The organism is Azohydromonas aeria (genome assembly GCF_009760915.1).
GTDB lineage: Bacteria > Pseudomonadota > Gammaproteobacteria > Burkholderiales > Burkholderiaceae_C > Azohydromonas > Azohydromonas aeria.
Map to the genome: position 1 here is coordinate 31,625 of NZ_VIDQ01000007.1, position 16,665 is coordinate 48,289.

Consider the following 16,665-nt stretch of genomic DNA (forward strand, 5'->3'; position numbering starts at 1 on the left):
GAGATTGACATGACCATCGGCATCGGCATGACGCGCCACGCGCCTTCGAAGCTCTGGGCCGGCGTGCTCGGCACCGCCGCGGTGCTCGGCGCCTCGTACCTCGCCACACGCGTGATGACGCGCAAGGCCGAGGCCGAGAACCCGCCGCACGGCCGCTTCGTCGAGGTGGACGGTGTGCAACTGCACTACACCGTGCACGGCGACGCCAGTCGGCCGCCGCTGGTGCTGCTGCACGGCAACGGCGCCTCGGCCACGGAGATGGAGATCAGCGGGCTGCCGCAGCTCGCGGCGCGGCATTTCCAGGTCTTCGTGTTCGACCGCCCGGGCTACGGCCACAGCCAGCGCCCGCCGCAGCGCGACTACACGGCCGAGGCGCAGGCGCAGCTCTTCCTGAACGCGCTGCGCGCGCTGGGCATCGAGCGTCCCATCGTGCTGGGCCATTCCTGGGGCTCGATGGTGGCCTTCGCCATGGCGCTGGCCGAGCCGCAGTCGCTGCGCGCCCTGATCGTCATGGCCGGCTACTACACGCCCAGCGTGCGGCTGGACGCGCCGCTGATGGGCGTCGCCGCGCTGCCGCTGATCGGGCCGCTGATGCGCCACACCGTCTCGCCGCTGCTGAGCCGGCTGATCTGGCCGCTGATGACGCGGCGCATCTTCGCCCCGGCGCCGGTGACGCAGGCCTTCAAGGAGCGCTACCCGACCTGGCTGTCGTTGCGCCCGCACACGCTGCAGGCCAGCGCGGCGGAGTCGGGGATGATGATCCTGGAAGGCATCAAGCAGCGCCGCCGCGAAGGCGCGCTGGCGGTGCCGACGATGATCATCGCCGGCGCGCAGGACCTGCTGGTGCTGACGAAGTGGCAGGCCGAGCGGCTGCACGAGCGGCTGCCGCAGACGCACCTGCGCGTGATCGACGGCGCCGGCCACATGCTGCACCACACCGCCACGCCGGCGGTGCTGGAGGCCATCTTCGAGACCTGGCACCTGTCCGAGCCGCTGGTCACGACCTCGTCGTCGCTGGCCGAGGCGGCGCTGGCGCCGGCGCAGGTGGTGGCACCCCACGAAGGACTGCGGCCGGCGGCGTGAGATAGGGGAGAGGGCAACAGGGCGCGGGGCACGTTGCTGTCCGGGAACGGTGGCAACGGCTGGTAGCCCATAGGCACGGGCGGTCCGCACCCCACTTCGTCATTCCCGCGAAGGCGGGAATCCAGGCGGTCCCCAGGTCAGCCGCAAGCCCGTGCGCGGCGCCTGCCGTGCCTTGAGCCTTGCTGAGCCGACCGATCAGCTACCGGCTGCTCGGGGACCGCCTGGATCCCCGCCTGCGCGGGGATGACGAAGTAGTAGGCGAGCCGTATCGGCCTCCGGCTGACGCCCTCTCTACTTTCCCTGGCCAGCAGTGCGCCTGCGCGGAGATGACAAAGCAGGAGGCGAGGCGTGTCTGCTTCGGTCAACGCTCTCCGGGTTGTCGTTAGCCGGTGCTCGCGTAACCAGTCAAAGCAGCATCCCCTCACTTCCTCCCCTGCAGCCACTTGTCCAGCTGCGCGATCTCCTTCTGCTGGTCGCGGATGATCTTCTGCGCCATCTGCCTGAGTTCCGGCGACTTGGCCTGCTGGAGGTAGGCCTGCGACATCTCCACCGCCTGCTGGTGGTGCATCTTCATCATGGCGGCGAAGTCGCGGTCGGCGTCGCCCGTGGGCTTCATCTGCCGCATCGACTCCATGCCCTGCATCATCGCGCCGTGCATGTCCATGCCGCCGTGGCCGCCCGGGCCCATGCCCTGGTGGCCCATGCCGGGGCCGGAGGCCGGCGGCGAGGGCTGCGCCAGCGCCGCCGTCATCGACACGGCGCCCAGGCACGACAGTGACACGGCGCACAGGCCGCGGCGAAGGCTCGTTGAAAACTCGACCATGGTGAAGGTCCCTTTCAGGAGGTAGGAGGTCCGGGCGGCCGCACGTCATTTCTCAGTGGCCGTGCCCCGTGCCCGCATGCGCAAACGGCTCGAACCGCGCCTGCGCCGCCGGTTGCCCGCGCAACGTCACCGACACGATGGCCTTCAGATCGCGGCCGCTCGCGTAGGCGCCGCTGCCCTTGAGCACGTTGTCGCCCGCGGGCTGCAGCGCCACGGTGGACTTCTTGCCGTTGGAGAGCAGCGTCACCGTGCCGGTGGCACCCTGCACCGGCACCTTGGCGCCGGCATGGTCCGTCACGTACACCGCCACCGGCAGCGCGTCGCCCGCCGTGCCGGGCTGGGCCACCACCAGCTCGTAGTGCTGTGCGCCCGCGGCGCGCATCTGCCCGCCGTTGGGCGCCTTCATGCCGTCGAGCGTCGCGTCGTCGTGGGCGAAGGCGCCGCCCGCGGCGGCCAGGGCCAGCGCGGCAAACAGGGTGTGAAGGGCTTTCATGGGAAGGTCTCCTTTCGCAAGCGGTCAGGAAAAAACAGGGGTCAATAGCTCTGGGTGGCCCGCGTGGCCAGCAGCCGCTCGGTCGGGGCGCGGCCCCAGCGGCGGAACATCAGCGGCGTCAGCAGCGTGTCGAGCAGCGTGGAGCTCAGCAGGCCGCCGAAGATCACCACCGCCACCGGGTGCAGTACCTCCTTGCCCGGCGCGTCGGCCGCCAGCAGTAGCGGCACCAGCGCGAAGGCGGTCACCAGCGCCGTCATCAGCACGGGCGTGAGCCGCTCCAGCGAGCCGCGCACGATCAGCGCGTCGCCGAAGCGCTCGCCCTCGAAGGCGCACAGGTTGAGCCAGTGGCTGATCTTGAGGATGCCGTTGCGCGCGGCGATCCCGGCCAGCGTGATGAAGCCCACCAGCGCCGCCACCGACAGCGGCTGCCCGGCCACGGCCAGCGCGATCACGCTGCCTACCAGCGCCAGCGGGATGTTGGCCATCACCACCAGCGCCAACACGGCCGAGCGCCAGCGCGAGTACAGCACCAGGAACACCAGCGCCAGTGACACCAGCGCCAGCAGCGCGATGCGTTGCGACGCCTCCTCCTGCGCCTGGAACTGCCCCTCCAGCGCGGTGGCGTAGCCGGTGGGCAGCGGCGTCTGCGCCAGCACCGCGCGGATGTCGCCCACCACGGCGGAGAGGTCGCGCCCCGCGGCGTTGGCCGAGACGACGATGCGCCGGCGCGCGTTCTCGCGCCCGATCTGGTTGGGCCCGTCGCCCTCCTCGACGCTGGCGATGCGCGACAGCGGCACGTGCCCCAGCGGCGTCTCGATGGGCAGCTCGCGCAGCGCCTGCGCCCCGCGCGCGCCCTCGGGCAGCCGCAGCACCAGGTCGATGCGGCGGTTGCCTTCGACCAGCTGCGCGATGCGCTCGCCGTCGAGCTGCTCCTGCAGCTCGCGCAGCACCGTGCCCGGTGCCACGCCGTGGCGCGCCGCCGCGTCGTAGTCCAGCCGGATCTTGAGCTGCGGGATGAGCACCTGCTTCTCGACCTGCAGGTCGGCCACGCCGGGAATGGCGGCCAGCCGTGCGCGCAGCTGCTCGGCCAGGCCGCGCAGCGTGTCCAGGTCGTCGCCATAGACCTTGAGCGCGATCTGCGCGCGCACGCCGGAGAGCAGGTGGTCGAGCCGGTGCGAGATCGGCTGCCCGATGCTCACCGACGCCGGCAGCACCGCCAGCCGCGCGCGCAGCTCCTCGACGACCTCCTGGCGCGGGCGATCGGAGGCGCGCAGGTCCACGTCCAGCTCGGTGTAGTGCACCCCTTCGGCATGCTCGTCGAGCTCCGCGCGCCCGGTGCGCCGGCCCACGTGCGTCACCTCGGCCACCTGCAGCGCCAGCGCCTCGGCCATGCTGCCCACGCGGTTCGAGGCCTCCAGCGCCGTGCCGGGCTCCAGCAGCAGGTTGATGGTGAGCGTGCCCTCGTTGAAGGGCGGCAGGAAGGTGCGCGGGAAACCGAAGGCCGCCAGCGCGGCCAGCAGCACAGCGCCGGCCGCGCCGGCCAGCAGCGCGCGGTCGTGCCTGAAGCTCCAGTGCAGCAGCCGCGTGTCCCAGGCCTTGAGCCGCCGCACCAGCGGGCTGTCGCCGTGATCGAGCCGCTTCATGCGCGGCAGCAGCCAGTAGCACAGCACGGGCGTGACGGTGGTGGCCACCAGCATCGAGGCCAGGATCGACACCACGTAGGCCACGCCCAGCGGCGTGAACAGCCGGCCCTCGATGCCCGGCAGCGCGAAGAGCGGCACGAACACCAGCACCACGATGGCCGTGGCATAGACCACGCCCGAGCGCACCTCCTTCGATGCGGACGCGACCACCTCCAGCACCGGCTGCGGGTGGGGCAGCGCCCGGTTCTCGCGCAGGCGGCGCAGCACGTTCTCGACGTCCACCACCGCGTCGTCCACCAGCTCGCCGATGGCGATGGCCAGGCCCCCGAGCGTCATGGTGTTGATGGACAGCCCCGCCCAGTGGAACACCACCGCCGTGATCAGCAGCGACAGCGGGATGGCCGTGAGCGAGATCAGCGTGGTGCGCCCGTTGAGCAGGAAGACGAACAGCACGATCGCCACCATCGCCGCGCCGTCGCGCAGCGCCTCGGCCACGTTGCCGATGGAGCGCTCGATGAAGTCGGCCTGCCGGAACAGGAATTCCGGCGCGGCCACGCCCGCCGGGCGGGTGCGCGCCAGCTCCTGCACCGCCGCTTCCACGGCGCGGGTCAGGCGCACGCTGTCGGTGCCGGGCTGCTTCTGCACCGACAGGATCACGGCCGGCTTCGCGCCGAAGCCGCCCTCGCCGCGCTTGACGGCCGCGGCCACGCGCACCTCGGCGAGCTGGCGCAGCAGGATGGGCTGGCCGTCGCGCACGGTGACGACCAGGTTGCGCAGCGCCTCCACGTCGGTGCTGCGCCCGATGGGGCGGATCAGCAGCTCGCGCCCCTGCGACTCCAGGAAGCCGCCGCTGGTGTTGGCGCCGAAGCCACCCAGTGCGGCCACGAGCTGCTCGCGGCCCACGCCCAGGGCGCGCAGCTGCGCCGGATCGGGCTCGACGCGCAGCTGGCGCACCTCGCCGCCGATGGCCACCACCTGCGCCACGCCGGGCAGCGTCAGCAGCTGCGGCCGCACCACGGCCTCGGCCCAGTCGCGCACGGCCATGGGGCTGACCTGCGCCGGGTCGGCCGGCAGCGCCAGCAGCAGCACCTCGCCCATGATCGAAGCGATGGGCCCCAGCTGCGGCGTGATGCCCGGGGGCAGCTGCTCGCGCACCAGGTTCAGCCGCTCGCTGACCTGCTGGCGGTTGAGATGGATGTCGCTGCCCCAGCCGAACTCGACGTACACCACCGACAGCCCGACGCCGGAGACGGAGCGCACGCGCGTGACGCCGGGCAGGCCGTTCAGGCCGGCCTCGATCGGGAAGGTGACGAGCTGCTCCACCTCCTCCGGCGCCATGCCGCCGGCCTCGGTCATGAGCGTGACGGTGGGCTTGTCCAGGTCGGGGAACACGTCCACCGGCATCTGCCGCAGGCTGGCCAGCCCCCAGGCCACCAGCAGCAGCGCCGCGCCCAGCACGAACAGGCGCTGGCGCAGGCTGAAATGGATCAAGCGGTCGAACATGGGCGATGGACCTTCAGACGGCTCGTTGCGCGCTGCCACGGCCGTGCCCCGACGTGCCGGTGCAAGCACGGCGTTGCCTGACAGGGAGCGCGTGACGGCTCATGACCGAGACGCGCGCATGACGTTGCGGGCCGCAAGAAAAAACGTCGTCATTCCGGCGAAAGCCGGAATCCACGCGCGCTGAAGTGGCGGAATGGCTGGCGTCGGCATGTGCCAACACCCGCGAGCGGGGCATCGCGGCGATCGTGGATTCCGGCTTTCGCCGGAATGACGGATCGGGGTGCGAGGCATTGCGGCCGACGGGGCGCAACGGGCTTGAACTCATCACCGCACCTGCGACAGCAGCGCCGCGCCGGAGGTGACCACGCGCTCGCCCGCCTTCAGGCCCTCGCGCACGGCCACGCGCTCCGCGCCCAGCGGCTCCACGCGCACGCGCCGCGGCTCGAAGCGCTCGGGGTCCCCGTGCACCCAGACGATGGTTTCGCCCGCACCGTTGCGCGCCAGCGCGGAGGACGGCAGCGCCACGCCTTGCCCGCCTGCCTCGCCGCGCGTGCGCGCGACCACGCGCACCGGCTGGCCCACGGCCAGCGCGGCGCCGCCTTCGAGCACCCGGAAGCGCAGCGGCAGCGCCTGCTCGCGCAGCAGCCGGCCCACCGGCGCGGGCTGCAGCTTCAGCGCCACGCCGCCGGCTTCGCCCTCGGCCGCGACGATGGCCTGCGCCAGCTTCAGGTCATAAGCCGGCGCCTCGACCGCCAGCCGCGTCGGATCGACCACCTCGAACAGCAGCGCCTGCGCGTCCACCACCTGGCCGGCCACGATTTCAACCGCACTAATGACGCCGTCCACCGGCGCCGTGAGCGGCTGCGGCGCGTCCAGCGCGGTGGCGAGCGCGGCCTGACGCTTCTTCAAGGCGCCCAGCTCCACGCGCGCGGCCTCGATCTCCTTGGCCGGCACGGAGCCTTCGAGCTGCTCCAGCCGCGCGACGCGGCGCTCGGCCAGCGCCACCTGCGCGCCCAGCTCGGCCTGCCTCTCCAGCCGGTCGCCGCGCTCCAGCGAGCTGGCGGCGGGCTTGAGCCAGGCGACGACCTCACCCTTGCGCACGCGCTGGCCCAGCGCCGGGAAGGCCTTGCCGGCGGGCAGCACCGTGCCCGGCTGCGTGGCCTGGATGCGCCCGCCGCTGCCGGGCTCGACCACGACGCGGCCGTTGAGCGCCATGCTCCCCCCCAGCGCGCCGACCGCCGCCGGTTGCGTGCGCAGCGCCAGCAGTCGCTGCACGTGCTTGGGCACGAACAGGCCGCCGTCGGGCAGCCGCGCGGACGCTTCCAGGCTGGCGGCGCCGGCGGGCGCGGCCGCCGTGGCCGATTTGCCCGCCGGCGCGGCAGCCTGGGGCTGGTCGTGGGAATGGTCCTCGCCGCCGTGGGCGTGGACGAGGCCCGTGGCGGCCAGGCCGAGGCCGAGCGCCAGCAAGGTGTTCTTCATCGTCTTCATCGCGCGCTCCCTGCCGTATCGATCGCGGGCCGACGCCGCTGGCGCAGGGCCGACAGCGCCGCCATCAGCGCAGCGCCGACGACCGCGCCCAGCGCCGCCCAGCCGGCCGGCGCCCGCCACGCCGCGGATGCGCCCGTGCCGGCGGCCACTGCCGCGGCCGGCGCATCGGCCTCGGCCTTCCCCACCACCAGCGGCGCGCCCAGCAGATCCATGTCGTCGCCCGCCTGCACGGTGAAGGTGAACGGGTGCTGGCCGGCGGCGGGGGCCTGGGGCAGCCTGATCTCGTACACGCCCGGCGACACCTCCGCCGCCCGGGCATTGATCCCGGCGCCCTCGGCCTCGACGGTTGCGCCCGCCACCGGCTCGTTGGTCGCGGCCGCATCCAGCCACAGCAGCAGCCGGCCGCCCGGCTCCAGCACGCCGACCAGCTCGAACAGGTCGGAATGCGCCGTCACGCGCGGCAGCAGCGGGCGGGCGTTGACGGTGGCCGGCGGGCCGTGGTCCTCGCCGCCGTGCGCCAGCGCGGCGGCGGCCCAGGCGCCCAGCACCAGGCCCAGCGTGAACAGCAGGCATCGGGTCAACAGGTTCATGGCATCACTCCCAGGGCCTGGCGCAGGCGCGAGGCGGCGGCGGCGCGCGCCACCTCCAGCCGGCGCACCTCGGCCCGTGCATCGAAATCGGCGGCTTGGGCGCCCAGCAGCGCCGGTAAATCGCTTTCGCCCAGCGCAAAGGATTTGTGGATCAGCTGCAGCGCCTCGGCGGCCAGCGCGGCGCGGCTGGCGGCCAGCGCGGCCTTGGCCTCGGCGGTGTCGCGCTCGCGGCGCGCGGCGTCGATGTCCAGCGCCAGCTGCGACTGGAGCAAAGCCTCCTCGGCCTGCGCTTCGAGCAGCTCGGCACGCACCTCGGCGCTGTCGCGCAGCTGCCGCGGCGCCGAGCCCAGCGGCACGCTGAGGCGCACGCCCACGCGGTCGGCCCAGCGCTCGCCCACGCCGTCGCGCTCGCGCTGCAGGCGCAGCGCCACTTCGGGCGCCTCGCGCGTGCTGCGCGCCACCAGCGCCAGCCGCGCCTGCGCCAGCCGCACGGCGGCCGCGGCGGCGGCCAGGCGCGGGTGCGGCGCGGGTGGCGCCTCGGCCTCGGCCAAACCCTCCGGCGCCAGCGCGGCGGGCACGGGCGTGCCGGTGAGCGCGCGCAGCCGGTCGGCCGCGAGCCGCTCCTGCAGCAGCGCGTCGGCCAGCGCGGCCTCGGCGGCGTGCGCCTCGCCGGTGGCCAGCAGCGCGTCGGTGCGCGCCAGCTCGCCCGCGCGCACGCGGCGCTCGACGTCGGCTTGCAGCACGCGTGCCGCGTCCAGGCGGCCGCGCTGCAGCGCGGCATCCTCGCGCGTGGCGGCCAGCGCCCACCAGGCCTCGCGCAGCTCGCCGGCGAGCTGCAGGCGGCGCGCGGCCGCGCCCTCGGCCAGGTCGTGCAGCCGGGCCTGCGCGACGGACTGCTGCGCGCCGCGCTGCCCGGGCAGCCACAGCGGCATGCCGATCTCGGCCTCCCACTCGCGCCGGCCGGCGCGGCGGTGCAGCCGGTCGTCGAGCACGCCCAGGCTCAGCGTGGGCGGACCGGCGAGCGTCGAGCCCGCCGCGTCGGCCGCGGCGCGGGCCTGTTCATGGCGCGCGTTGAGCGCGCGGGCCGCGGGCGTGCGCGCCCAGGCGTGCTCCAGCGCGGCGCGCAGCGTGGACGGCGCGGCGGTATCGGGCCAGGCGGCGCCGGTCCCGGGCTCGGCCGGGCGTGGCGTGGGCGCGTCGGCAGCGGCGGCCGCGGCGGCCGCGGCCAGCGTGGCCGCGAGTCCCGCCGACACAAGTAGAGGTTTGATCAACAAGGCTTCCTCGACAACGACGATGCGGATGCATGGCGGTGGGGAAGCGGCAGGAGGCGCCCGGCTCCGGGCTCGACGGCCCGGCGGGCGCGCGCGGCCGCGTCAGCGGCTCGCGCAACAGGAATCGGTGGACGGACTCCCGCCGCTTCAGGCGGGCAGGCCTATGGGCGGACGCTGCTCGCGCGCCGGCGGCACGGAGCTGAAGGCGCTGCCGCCGGCCGGGCGCAGCGCGTGGGGCAGCTGCAGCACGGGGAGACCGGCGTCGAAATCCGCCGCCAGCGGCGGGGAGTGCAGGCTCATGCAGGCGGCGGAGCCGCTGCACGGGTCGCCATCGGGATGGCCGGCCGGCTGCGGCGCGGCGTGGTGGCCGTCGAAGCCATCGAGGCCATCGAGGCCGTGATGCCCGTGGTGGGCGTCGTGTCCCGCCGGATCGGCCAGGGCGGCCGTGGCGACCGCTTCCGCGTGCAGCGCGTGCTGCATGGCGTCGCCGTGGTGGCCGGCGTGCGCCGCATGTGCCTGGCTCATGTCCACCTGCCCCTGGCACGGCATGGCCACCAGCGCCCACGCCGACTGGATCGGCAGCAGGAGCATCAGGACGATGGCGATGAGGCGGCGCACGGGCTGAAGCGGGAATGAATCGGGGCAGGGAAGTCCCGCAAGTTTAGGCGCTTGCGCGCGGCCCGCCGATTGAGGCGGGTCAAGCAGGCCGGGTCGCGTGCGTCATGCGCCCGGCTTTGCCGCCCCGGCGGCCTTGTCCTCGATGAGCCGCACCAGCGCGTGCAGCACGCGGTTCACCGGCGTGGCGATGCCCAGCGCCTGGCCGCGGCGCAGCACGTAGCCGTTGAGGTGGTCGATCTCGCTGCGCTTGCCGCGCGCCATGTCCTGCGCGGTGGAGGAGAGCTGCGCCGGCATGGTCTCGGCGATGCGGCGCACGGCGGCCTCCACGTCGCCGGGCACCTGCACGCCGTCGGCGGCGGCCACGGCCAGGCATTCACTGACCACGTCGCGCATCACGTCGGTGACGCCCTCGCCGCGCACCAGCACGCCGTAGGGCAGCTGCGTGACGGCGGAGAGCGCGTTGTAGGCGCAGTTCAGGATCAGCTTGGCCCACAGCGCGCCGCGCACGTTGTCCGAGATTTCACACGGCACGCCGGCGGCGGCCAGCATCCGGGCCACGCTTTCACTTTGGCCCGACGGCTCGATCACCAACTCGCCGCGCCCGTGGTGGCGCACATGGCCGGGGCCGGCCATGCCGGTGGCGACGTAGACGACGGCGGCCGCCACCTCGCAACCTGGCAGTGCCTCGCGCAGCCGCTCGGCGTTGTCCACGCCGTTCTGCAGCGACAGCAGCAGGGCGCCGGGCGCGAGGTGCGGCCGCAACTGCGCCGCGGCGTCGAGCGTGTCGGTGGACTTGACGCAGAACAGCACCAGCGACGCGCCGGCCACGGCGGCCGCGCTGGTGTCGGCGGCCACGAGCAGCGTCTCCACCGCGCCGTTCATCTCCAGCTTCAGGCCGTCGCGGCGGATGGCCTCGACGTGCGCCGGGCGGCCGATCAGCGTCACCTCGTGCCCGGCGCGCGCCAGCATCGCGCCGTAGAAGCAGCCCACGGCGCCGGCGCCCATGACGGCGATGCGGGCGGGCGGGGTGGTGGGAGACGGAGCGGTCGGGGCGGCGGCAGCAGGCATGGCGGGGCGTTCAGGGGTGTGGTGCGGGGGCGGCCATGGTACGGAGCGCCGTGACGCGCAGCAGCGAGGCCCGCGTCGCCGTCACGACGGCGCAGGCATTCGCGGCGACCGCCAGGCGCTCGCCACGCTGCAGCACGTGGTCGGCGGTGTCGCCGTCCAGCGTCACCCACAGCTCGCCGGACTCGCACACCAGCGCCTGCCCGCGCAGGCCGCGCAACACCACGCGCTCGCGGCGCGCCAGCGCCAGGCGCACGTCCTGCTCGGCGGCGAGTTGCAGCGCGGCGGCGGCACGGCTCCAGCGGCGCAGCGCTGCCTTCAGTCGCGCCGGCAGCGCGGCGGCATCGGGCGGCTGCCCGGCCGCGGCGGGGTGGAGCGCGGTGTGGACGGCGAAGTGCAGGACGGACATGGCGAAGCTCCTTGCGGTGCGCGGTGCGCGGTGCGCGGTGCGCGGTGCGCGGGCCCGGGAGCCCGCGTGAGTTGAATTCGGCTCAATGCCTGTGAAGCTTCATTGGAGCCTCCGTGGCGCATGGCCACAATGGAGATCTTGTCCACCGATCCTTGAGGAAGGCTCATGGCTCATGCGCTTCCCCCGCTGGCTGCGCTGCGCGCGTTCGAGGCCGTGGCGCGGCACGCCAACATCACCCGGGCGGCCGACGAGCTGCACGTGACGCCGGGCGCGCTGAGCCATCAGGTCCGCGGCCTGGAGGAACTGCTGGGCTGCCGGCTGTTCGAGCGCCGTGCGCGGGGCGTAGCGCTCACGCCGCAGGGCCAGGCGCTGTTCCCGGGCCTGCGCAGCGGCTTCGGCCAGATCCGCGAGGCCGTCGAGGCGCTGCGCGCGCTGGACGGGCAACAGGTGCTGGTGCTGAGCGCGCCGCCGGGCTTCACCTCGAAGTGGCTGGCGCCGCGCCTGTACCGCTTTGCCGAGGCGCATCCGCGCATCGAGCTGCGCGTGGCCTCCTCGGCCGCTTACGCCAACTTCGGCAGCGACGGGGTGGACGCCGCCATCCGCAACGTGCCCGACGGCCGGCCGCGGGAGGCGGGGCTGGTGTACGAGAAGCTGGCCGACGTCAGCCTGGTGCCGGTGTGCAGCCCGAGGCTGCTGGCGGGCGCGAAGGGCGCGCCGGCGCGGCAGCGGCTGCGCCGGCTGCCGCGCATCCACGACGACCAGCTCGCCGGCCGGCCCGAGATGCCCGGCTGGGACGAGCTGTGGCGGGCTGCCGGCCTGGCGCCGGATGTGGCGCCGGTGCCGGGCATGCACTTCAGCAGCGCCGACCACGCCATCGACGCCGCGGTGCAGGGCGCGGGCGTGCTGCTGGCGCACTCGATGCTGGTCGATGACGAGGTGCGCGGCGGCCGGCTGGTGCGCGCACTGGACGTGGTGCTGCCCGTGGCGCGGTCCTATCACTTCGTCTGCCCGGCCCGCAAGCGAGCGCTGCCCGCGGTGGCGGCGTTCCGCGACTGGCTGGCGGCCGAGATGGCGCGCGGCGCCGGCGCGCCGTGAGTACCGAGGGCGCCGGCCTTCGCGTGCGCCTGGGGTTGCACGGCGTGCCCGGCCGGCGCGGGCTCAATCCAGCGGCAGCGCCTCGATCGACGGCTGCTCGACCAGCCGCGCGAACTCGTCGGCCAGCCGCTGGCTCTCGGCGATCTCGCGCAGCCAAGTGCGGGCGCGGCCCTCGATGTCGCCGGCGAAGGCGGTGAAGTCGGTGCGGTCCGGCAGCCGCCCGCGCGGCAGGGCGGTGCGGACCCAGTCCGGGTCGGGCGAGATCACCACCACGTTGTCGAGCCGGCCGCGGCCGCGGTGGCGGTGCCTCATGAAACCGTCGAGCCAGCCCGGCACCATGCGCGCCTCGGTGTGCGGGTACAGCACCAGCCCGGCGTCGCCCATCGAGGCGTAGTCGAGGTGGAACTGGTAGTCGGTGAGGCCGCCGTCCCAGTAGGCGCCGCGCGGCGCGCCGGGGATGTCGTGCACGGCATCGAGCCAGAACGGGATGGAGCAGCTCGCCAGCAGCGCCGGCCCGAGGTTGCCGGCGTCCAGCGCCACCTGCCGGCTGCGGAAATCGTGCAGCCGCAGCGGCAGCAGCGGCGCGCGCGGGTCGTGGAACACCACGCGCTCCAGCCACGCGCCCAGCGCGCGGCGGCTGATCAGGGTGTTGAAGGCCGCCGCGCCCAGGTAGCCCAGCGGGTTGCGCCAGCGGCACTGCCGGCGCAGCAGCGCGCCGCGCCCGCGCGCGGTGAACAGGTGCAGCCGGAATCGCGCATGGCCCAGCACCGCGTCGGCGCGGCTCGTGAAACGGTCGTCGAACAGCGCGCCCAGCACGGCGCTGACGTGGCCCGGCGCCGGCATGCGCCCGGGCGCGTGCTCGTAGCGCTGGTGGGCGTAGTCCTGCGCCATCTGCGCGAAGGCGGCGTCGGCGTCGGGCAGGCAGGCGCTGGCCATGCGCCACGCGCCGATCGAGGCGCCCAGCAGGTGCACCGGCTGGCTGGAGCGCGGCAGCCAGTGGCCGAAGACGAAGCGGTCCAGCGGGTTGAGCACCAGCCCCGTGGGCCCGGAGGCCGCCGCCGGCAGCACGCGCACGTCGGCGGGGCGCAGGCCGTGCTCGCGCAGGTGCGACAGCGCCCGGCGGCCGGCGTGGATGCGCAGGGCCTGCGTCTTCTTCATGTCTGGTCGGTGCCTCCCGGGGCGGGATTGTCGCGTCGCGCCCGGGCCGGCCAGGCCGCCGCCGCGCAACCTCCGGTTGCAGCGCGTACTTCCGCGCAAGAACCCTGCGGGCGCCGGGCTGCCCCAATGGGCGCCTCGGGGCCCGCGCGGCCCGGTCTTTCGTGAGGAAGCGGCACGGCCATGGCGACATCCCTTTTCCCCTCGTTCCTCCACCGCCTGGCGGCGCTGGCGCTGGGTGCCGGCGCGAGCCTGGGCGCCCTGGCGCAGGCCGATTTCGCGGAATACCGCCTGCGCGACCTGAGCGCGCTGACGGGTCTCGACGACGTGTCGGTGTTCTCGATGAACCGGCGCGGCGACTTCACGCTGCTGGACTTCGACAGCCGCCACAGCTTCCTGTGGCGCGGCGGCCGGCTGCACGACCTGGGGGCGTGGGGCGGCGGCGACGTGGTGGTGAACGACCGCGGCGAGGTGGCCGGCGCGCGGCTGGGCGCGGACGGCAGCCGCCGCCCCTTCGTCTGGCGCGACGGCAGCTTCAAGGACCTGTCCGGCGTGCTGGGCACCCGCGACGGCCAGGCCAACGGCATCAACGCCCGGGGCGCCGTCATCGGCACGGCCGACGGCCTGGCCTACGTCTGGGAGGGTGGGCGCGTGCGCTGGCTCGACGTGCCGGGCGCCCGCGGCAGCGTCGGGCTGGACATCAACGACCGCGGCCTGGTCGTGGGCGGCTTCGAGCCGGGCGAGGGCGACGACCTCGACCAGCGGGGCTTCACGGCCCCGCGCGGCGGCGGCGTGACGGTGATGGGTGAGCCCATCGTGTTCGAGTACGGCGGCGAGTACAGCTTCACCGCCGTGAACGAGCGCGGCAACGCCGTGGTGCGCTGGTACGACTACAACTGGGGCGAGGTCGGCAGCAGCCTGTGGATCGACGGCCGCTACGTCAACCTGGGCAGCGTCAGCCTGGCGGTGGACATCAACAACCGCGACCTGGCCGTGGGCACGGACGTGTACGAGGTCGATTACCACGAGTACGAGCGGGTGGCGATGCTGTACCGGGCCGAGGGCAGCCGCGCCCTGGACGACCTGCTCATCGGCTCGGCGGCGGAGGGCTGGCGGCTGGAAAGCGCCAATGCCGTGAACGACCGGGGCCAGTTCATCGGGCGGGGCACGGCGCCCGACGGCAGCCAGCGCATCTACCTCGCCACGCCGGTGCCGGAAGCCGGGAGCTGGGCGATGCTGCTGGCGGGGATGGGAGTGGTCGGGGCGGTGGCGGCGCGGCGGCGCAGGGCGGGCGACCCCGCCGCCGGCTGAGCGGAGGGCAGCAGGCGAGCGCAAAAAGCATCACCGCGGCCGGGCGGTTTCCACAACAATTGGAAACATTACGGCCCTCAGCTTCTGGAGCGCTCCATGTCCGATCGCGCAGCTGGCACCGCCGCGGTGCCGACCGAGGAATGCGACCTCGTGATGAAAGGCGGCATCACCAGCGGGATCGTGTATCCGCCGCTGATCCTGAAGCTGAAGGACCGCTACCGCTTCCGCGCCATCGGCGGCACCTCGGCCGGGGCGATCGCGGCGGCCGGGGCGGCGGCCGCGGAGCTTGGGCGCGAGACCGGCGGCTTCGACGAGCTGCGCAAGATGCAGGAAGTGCTGTCCCAGGGCACCTTCCTGCGCGACCTGTTCCAGCCCGCGCCGCGGCTGGCGCCGCTGATGCAGCTGGCGCTCAGGGCCATGGACAGGCGCGCGAAGGGTTCAAAGGGCGCCGGCTTCGTGCTGTGGTTCCTGTGGTCCGCGCTGCGCCAGCCCTGGCCGCAGTGGGAGGGGAAGGCGGGGACGGTGGGCCTGTTCACCGGCGTCCTGCTGGCGCTGCTGTTCACCGGGCTGCCGGTGGCCTCGCTGGCGCTGGCGGGCGCCGAGTTCAACCCGTTGGCGGCGCTGCCGGCTTTCGTGCTGCTGGGTTTCGTCCTGGGCCGCATCGGCGCGGTGGTGGGCGCGCTGTTCGAGCTGGTCACCAGGGATTTGCCCAACAACCAGTTCGGCATGTGCACCGGGCGCGCGGACGGGGGCGCGGCGGGGCACGGACACGGACCGGCACACGCCCATGGCGCGTCCGCGCCCCCGGCCGCCGTGCTGACCGACTGGCTGCACGAGCGCTTCACCGCCATGGCCGGCCCGGCGCTGGCGGGCCGGGTGCTGACCTTCGGCGACCTGGCGAAGAAGCACGTGACGCTGCGCATGTTCACGTCCGACCTGAGCCAGTACCAGCCGTACGTGCTGCCGTTCGAGAACCACCTGTTCGTTTTCCAGGAAGCCGAATTCCGGCGCTTCTTCCCGGCGGACGTGGTCGAGCACATGAAAAGCGTGGCGTCGAAGCATCCACGCGCCAAGGATTTCAAGCTGCCGGCGGGCTATTTCCTGTTCCCGGATGCCGATGATTTGCCCGTGATCGTCGCCACGCGCATGAGCCTGAGCTTTCCGATTCTGCTCAGCGCGATTCCGCTCTACACGATCGCGCCGTCCAAGGCGGCTTATGGCGCGCCGGGTGCGGTGCTGCCGGTGGAAGAGGGCGAATTGCAGCGCAACTGGTTCAGCGACGGCGGCATCTGCAGCAATTTCCCGATTCAATTCTTCGACGGCTGGCTGCCGGGGCGGCCGACCTTCGGCGTGAACCTGACCTCCATGCCGCCCGAGGCGATGGACGGGAAAGGCGCGCCGCTGCACGACAGCCAGATGAGCTACGTCGGCGACCCGACGCGGCAGGAAGGCGAGCGCACCGCGCCGGTGCTGGACCCGATCTACCTCCCGAAACCCGACGCCACGCCAGCCACCGAGTGGGTGAACCTGGACGGGAATCTGGCGCGCTTCCTGTTCTCGATATTCACGACCGCGCAGGTGTACCGCGACAACGACCAGGCGATGCTGCCGAGCTACCGCGAGCGCATCGTGCAGATCCGGCTGCGGGACGACGAGGGCGGGCTGAATCTGGCGATGTCGCCGGAGACGATCCAGGGCGTGATCCGGAAGGGCGACCGGGCGGGAGAGACGCTGCTCAACGACTTCAATTTCAAGGTCCACAGCTGGGTGCGCTTCCGCGTGCTGTCCACGCAGCTGGAAGCCGGGCTGATGCAGATGCGGCGGCAGCTCAACGGGCCGCATTTCCAGGGCTTCCCGGGGAACCTGGCCGGGACGAAGGATTTGCCGTTCGAGCCTGAAAACTTCACGGCCTGGTGTGAGCAGGCGGAGGAAAGGCTGGGGCAGTTGAATGCCGTCCTGGGGCAGTGGGAAAACCGTGATCCGAAGCTGTTTGGGGCGGAGAAACTGCCGGTGCCGGAGGCGGTGTTGAGGGTGGGGCCGAAGGTGTGAAAAGTGTGAATATTAAGCTAAAGTGTCGTAACTAACACTGTCGTTCCGTTGGCTTATCAACTGACACCT

The 16,665-nt window shown here is 73.4% G+C and carries 14 protein-coding genes; 4 read left to right on the forward strand and 10 right to left on the reverse strand.

Annotated elements, in window-relative coordinates; translation table 11 throughout:
- Positions 1-9 precede the first annotated feature (9 nt).
- A complete protein-coding gene (locus FJ694_RS06220; protein WP_157265250.1) occupies positions 10-1,083 on the forward strand; it encodes an alpha/beta fold hydrolase in 1,074 nt (357 codons plus the stop codon).
- A gap of 421 nt (positions 1,084-1,504) precedes the next feature.
- Here the strand turns inward: FJ694_RS06220 and FJ694_RS06225 are convergent, their stop codons facing one another.
- The 9 genes from FJ694_RS06225 to FJ694_RS06265 all read right to left on the reverse strand — a co-directional run bounded on the left by FJ694_RS06225 (position 1,505) and on the right by FJ694_RS06265 (position 10,986).
- The gene (locus tag FJ694_RS06225; protein WP_232539919.1) at positions 1,505-1,906 is read right to left on the reverse strand and encodes a DUF305 domain-containing protein; all 402 of its coding nucleotides are present in this window, start codon (positions 1,904-1,906) and stop codon (positions 1,505-1,507) included.
- Between the two features lie 52 nt (positions 1,907-1,958).
- Complete coding sequence (locus FJ694_RS06230; RefSeq protein ID WP_157265251.1) at positions 1,959-2,399, reverse strand: hypothetical protein; 441 nt, start codon at positions 2,397-2,399, stop codon at positions 1,959-1,961.
- 41 nt (positions 2,400-2,440) lie between these two features.
- Entirely contained in the window at positions 2,441-5,545 is a 3,105-nt protein-coding gene (locus FJ694_RS06235; RefSeq protein ID WP_157265252.1) for an efflux RND transporter permease subunit, read from the reverse strand.
- A gap of 324 nt (positions 5,546-5,869) precedes the next feature.
- Positions 5,870-7,033, reverse strand: a complete 1,164-nt coding sequence (locus tag FJ694_RS06240; RefSeq protein WP_157265253.1) for an efflux RND transporter periplasmic adaptor subunit — start codon at positions 7,031-7,033, stop codon at positions 5,870-5,872.
- On the reverse strand, positions 7,030-7,623 hold the full coding sequence (locus tag FJ694_RS06245; protein WP_157265254.1) for a hypothetical protein: 594 nt from the start codon (positions 7,621-7,623) through the stop codon (positions 7,030-7,032). Before FJ694_RS06245 ends, FJ694_RS06240 begins: the two co-directional genes overlap by 4 nt.
- Entirely contained in the window at positions 7,620-8,897 is a 1,278-nt protein-coding gene (locus tag FJ694_RS06250) for a TolC family protein (protein WP_157265255.1), read from the reverse strand. Before FJ694_RS06250 ends, FJ694_RS06245 begins: the two co-directional genes overlap by 4 nt.
- A 144-nt stretch (positions 8,898-9,041) precedes the next feature.
- On the reverse strand, positions 9,042-9,512 hold the full coding sequence (locus FJ694_RS06255) for a hypothetical protein (protein WP_157265256.1): 471 nt from the start codon (positions 9,510-9,512) through the stop codon (positions 9,042-9,044).
- 102 nt (positions 9,513-9,614) lie between these two features.
- A complete protein-coding gene (locus tag FJ694_RS06260; protein ID WP_157265257.1) occupies positions 9,615-10,580 on the reverse strand; it encodes a ketopantoate reductase family protein in 966 nt (321 codons plus the stop codon).
- Positions 10,581-10,590: 10 nt separating this feature from the next.
- A complete protein-coding gene (locus tag FJ694_RS06265) occupies positions 10,591-10,986 on the reverse strand; it encodes a DUF2917 domain-containing protein (protein ID WP_157265258.1) in 396 nt (131 codons plus the stop codon).
- A gap of 165 nt (positions 10,987-11,151) precedes the next feature.
- Between FJ694_RS06265 and gcvA the strand changes: the two genes are divergently transcribed.
- The gene (gene gcvA / locus FJ694_RS06270; RefSeq protein WP_157265259.1) at positions 11,152-12,081 is read left to right on the forward strand and encodes a transcriptional regulator GcvA; all 930 of its coding nucleotides are present in this window, start codon (positions 11,152-11,154) and stop codon (positions 12,079-12,081) included.
- 63 nt (positions 12,082-12,144) lie between these two features.
- On the opposite strand, the gene FJ694_RS06275 is transcribed toward gcvA, so the two are convergent.
- Entirely contained in the window at positions 12,145-13,239 is a 1,095-nt protein-coding gene (locus FJ694_RS06275; RefSeq protein WP_157265260.1) for a patatin-like phospholipase family protein, read from the reverse strand.
- Between the two features lie 180 nt (positions 13,240-13,419).
- Here FJ694_RS06275 and FJ694_RS37040 point away from each other — a divergent pair, with 180 nt between their 5' ends.
- Both FJ694_RS37040 and FJ694_RS06285 read left to right on the forward strand, forming a co-directional pair.
- Positions 13,420-14,547: a PEP-CTERM sorting domain-containing protein gene (locus tag FJ694_RS37040; RefSeq protein WP_232539920.1), complete on the forward strand. Its 1,128-nt coding sequence runs from the start codon at positions 13,420-13,422 to the stop codon at positions 14,545-14,547.
- Between the two features lie 96 nt (positions 14,548-14,643).
- Positions 14,644-16,596 carry a patatin-like phospholipase family protein gene (locus FJ694_RS06285; protein WP_157265261.1) on the forward strand — a complete coding sequence of 651 codons (1,953 nt, stop codon included), beginning with the start codon at positions 14,644-14,646 and terminating at the stop codon, positions 16,594-16,596.
- Positions 16,597-16,665 lie beyond the last annotated feature (69 nt).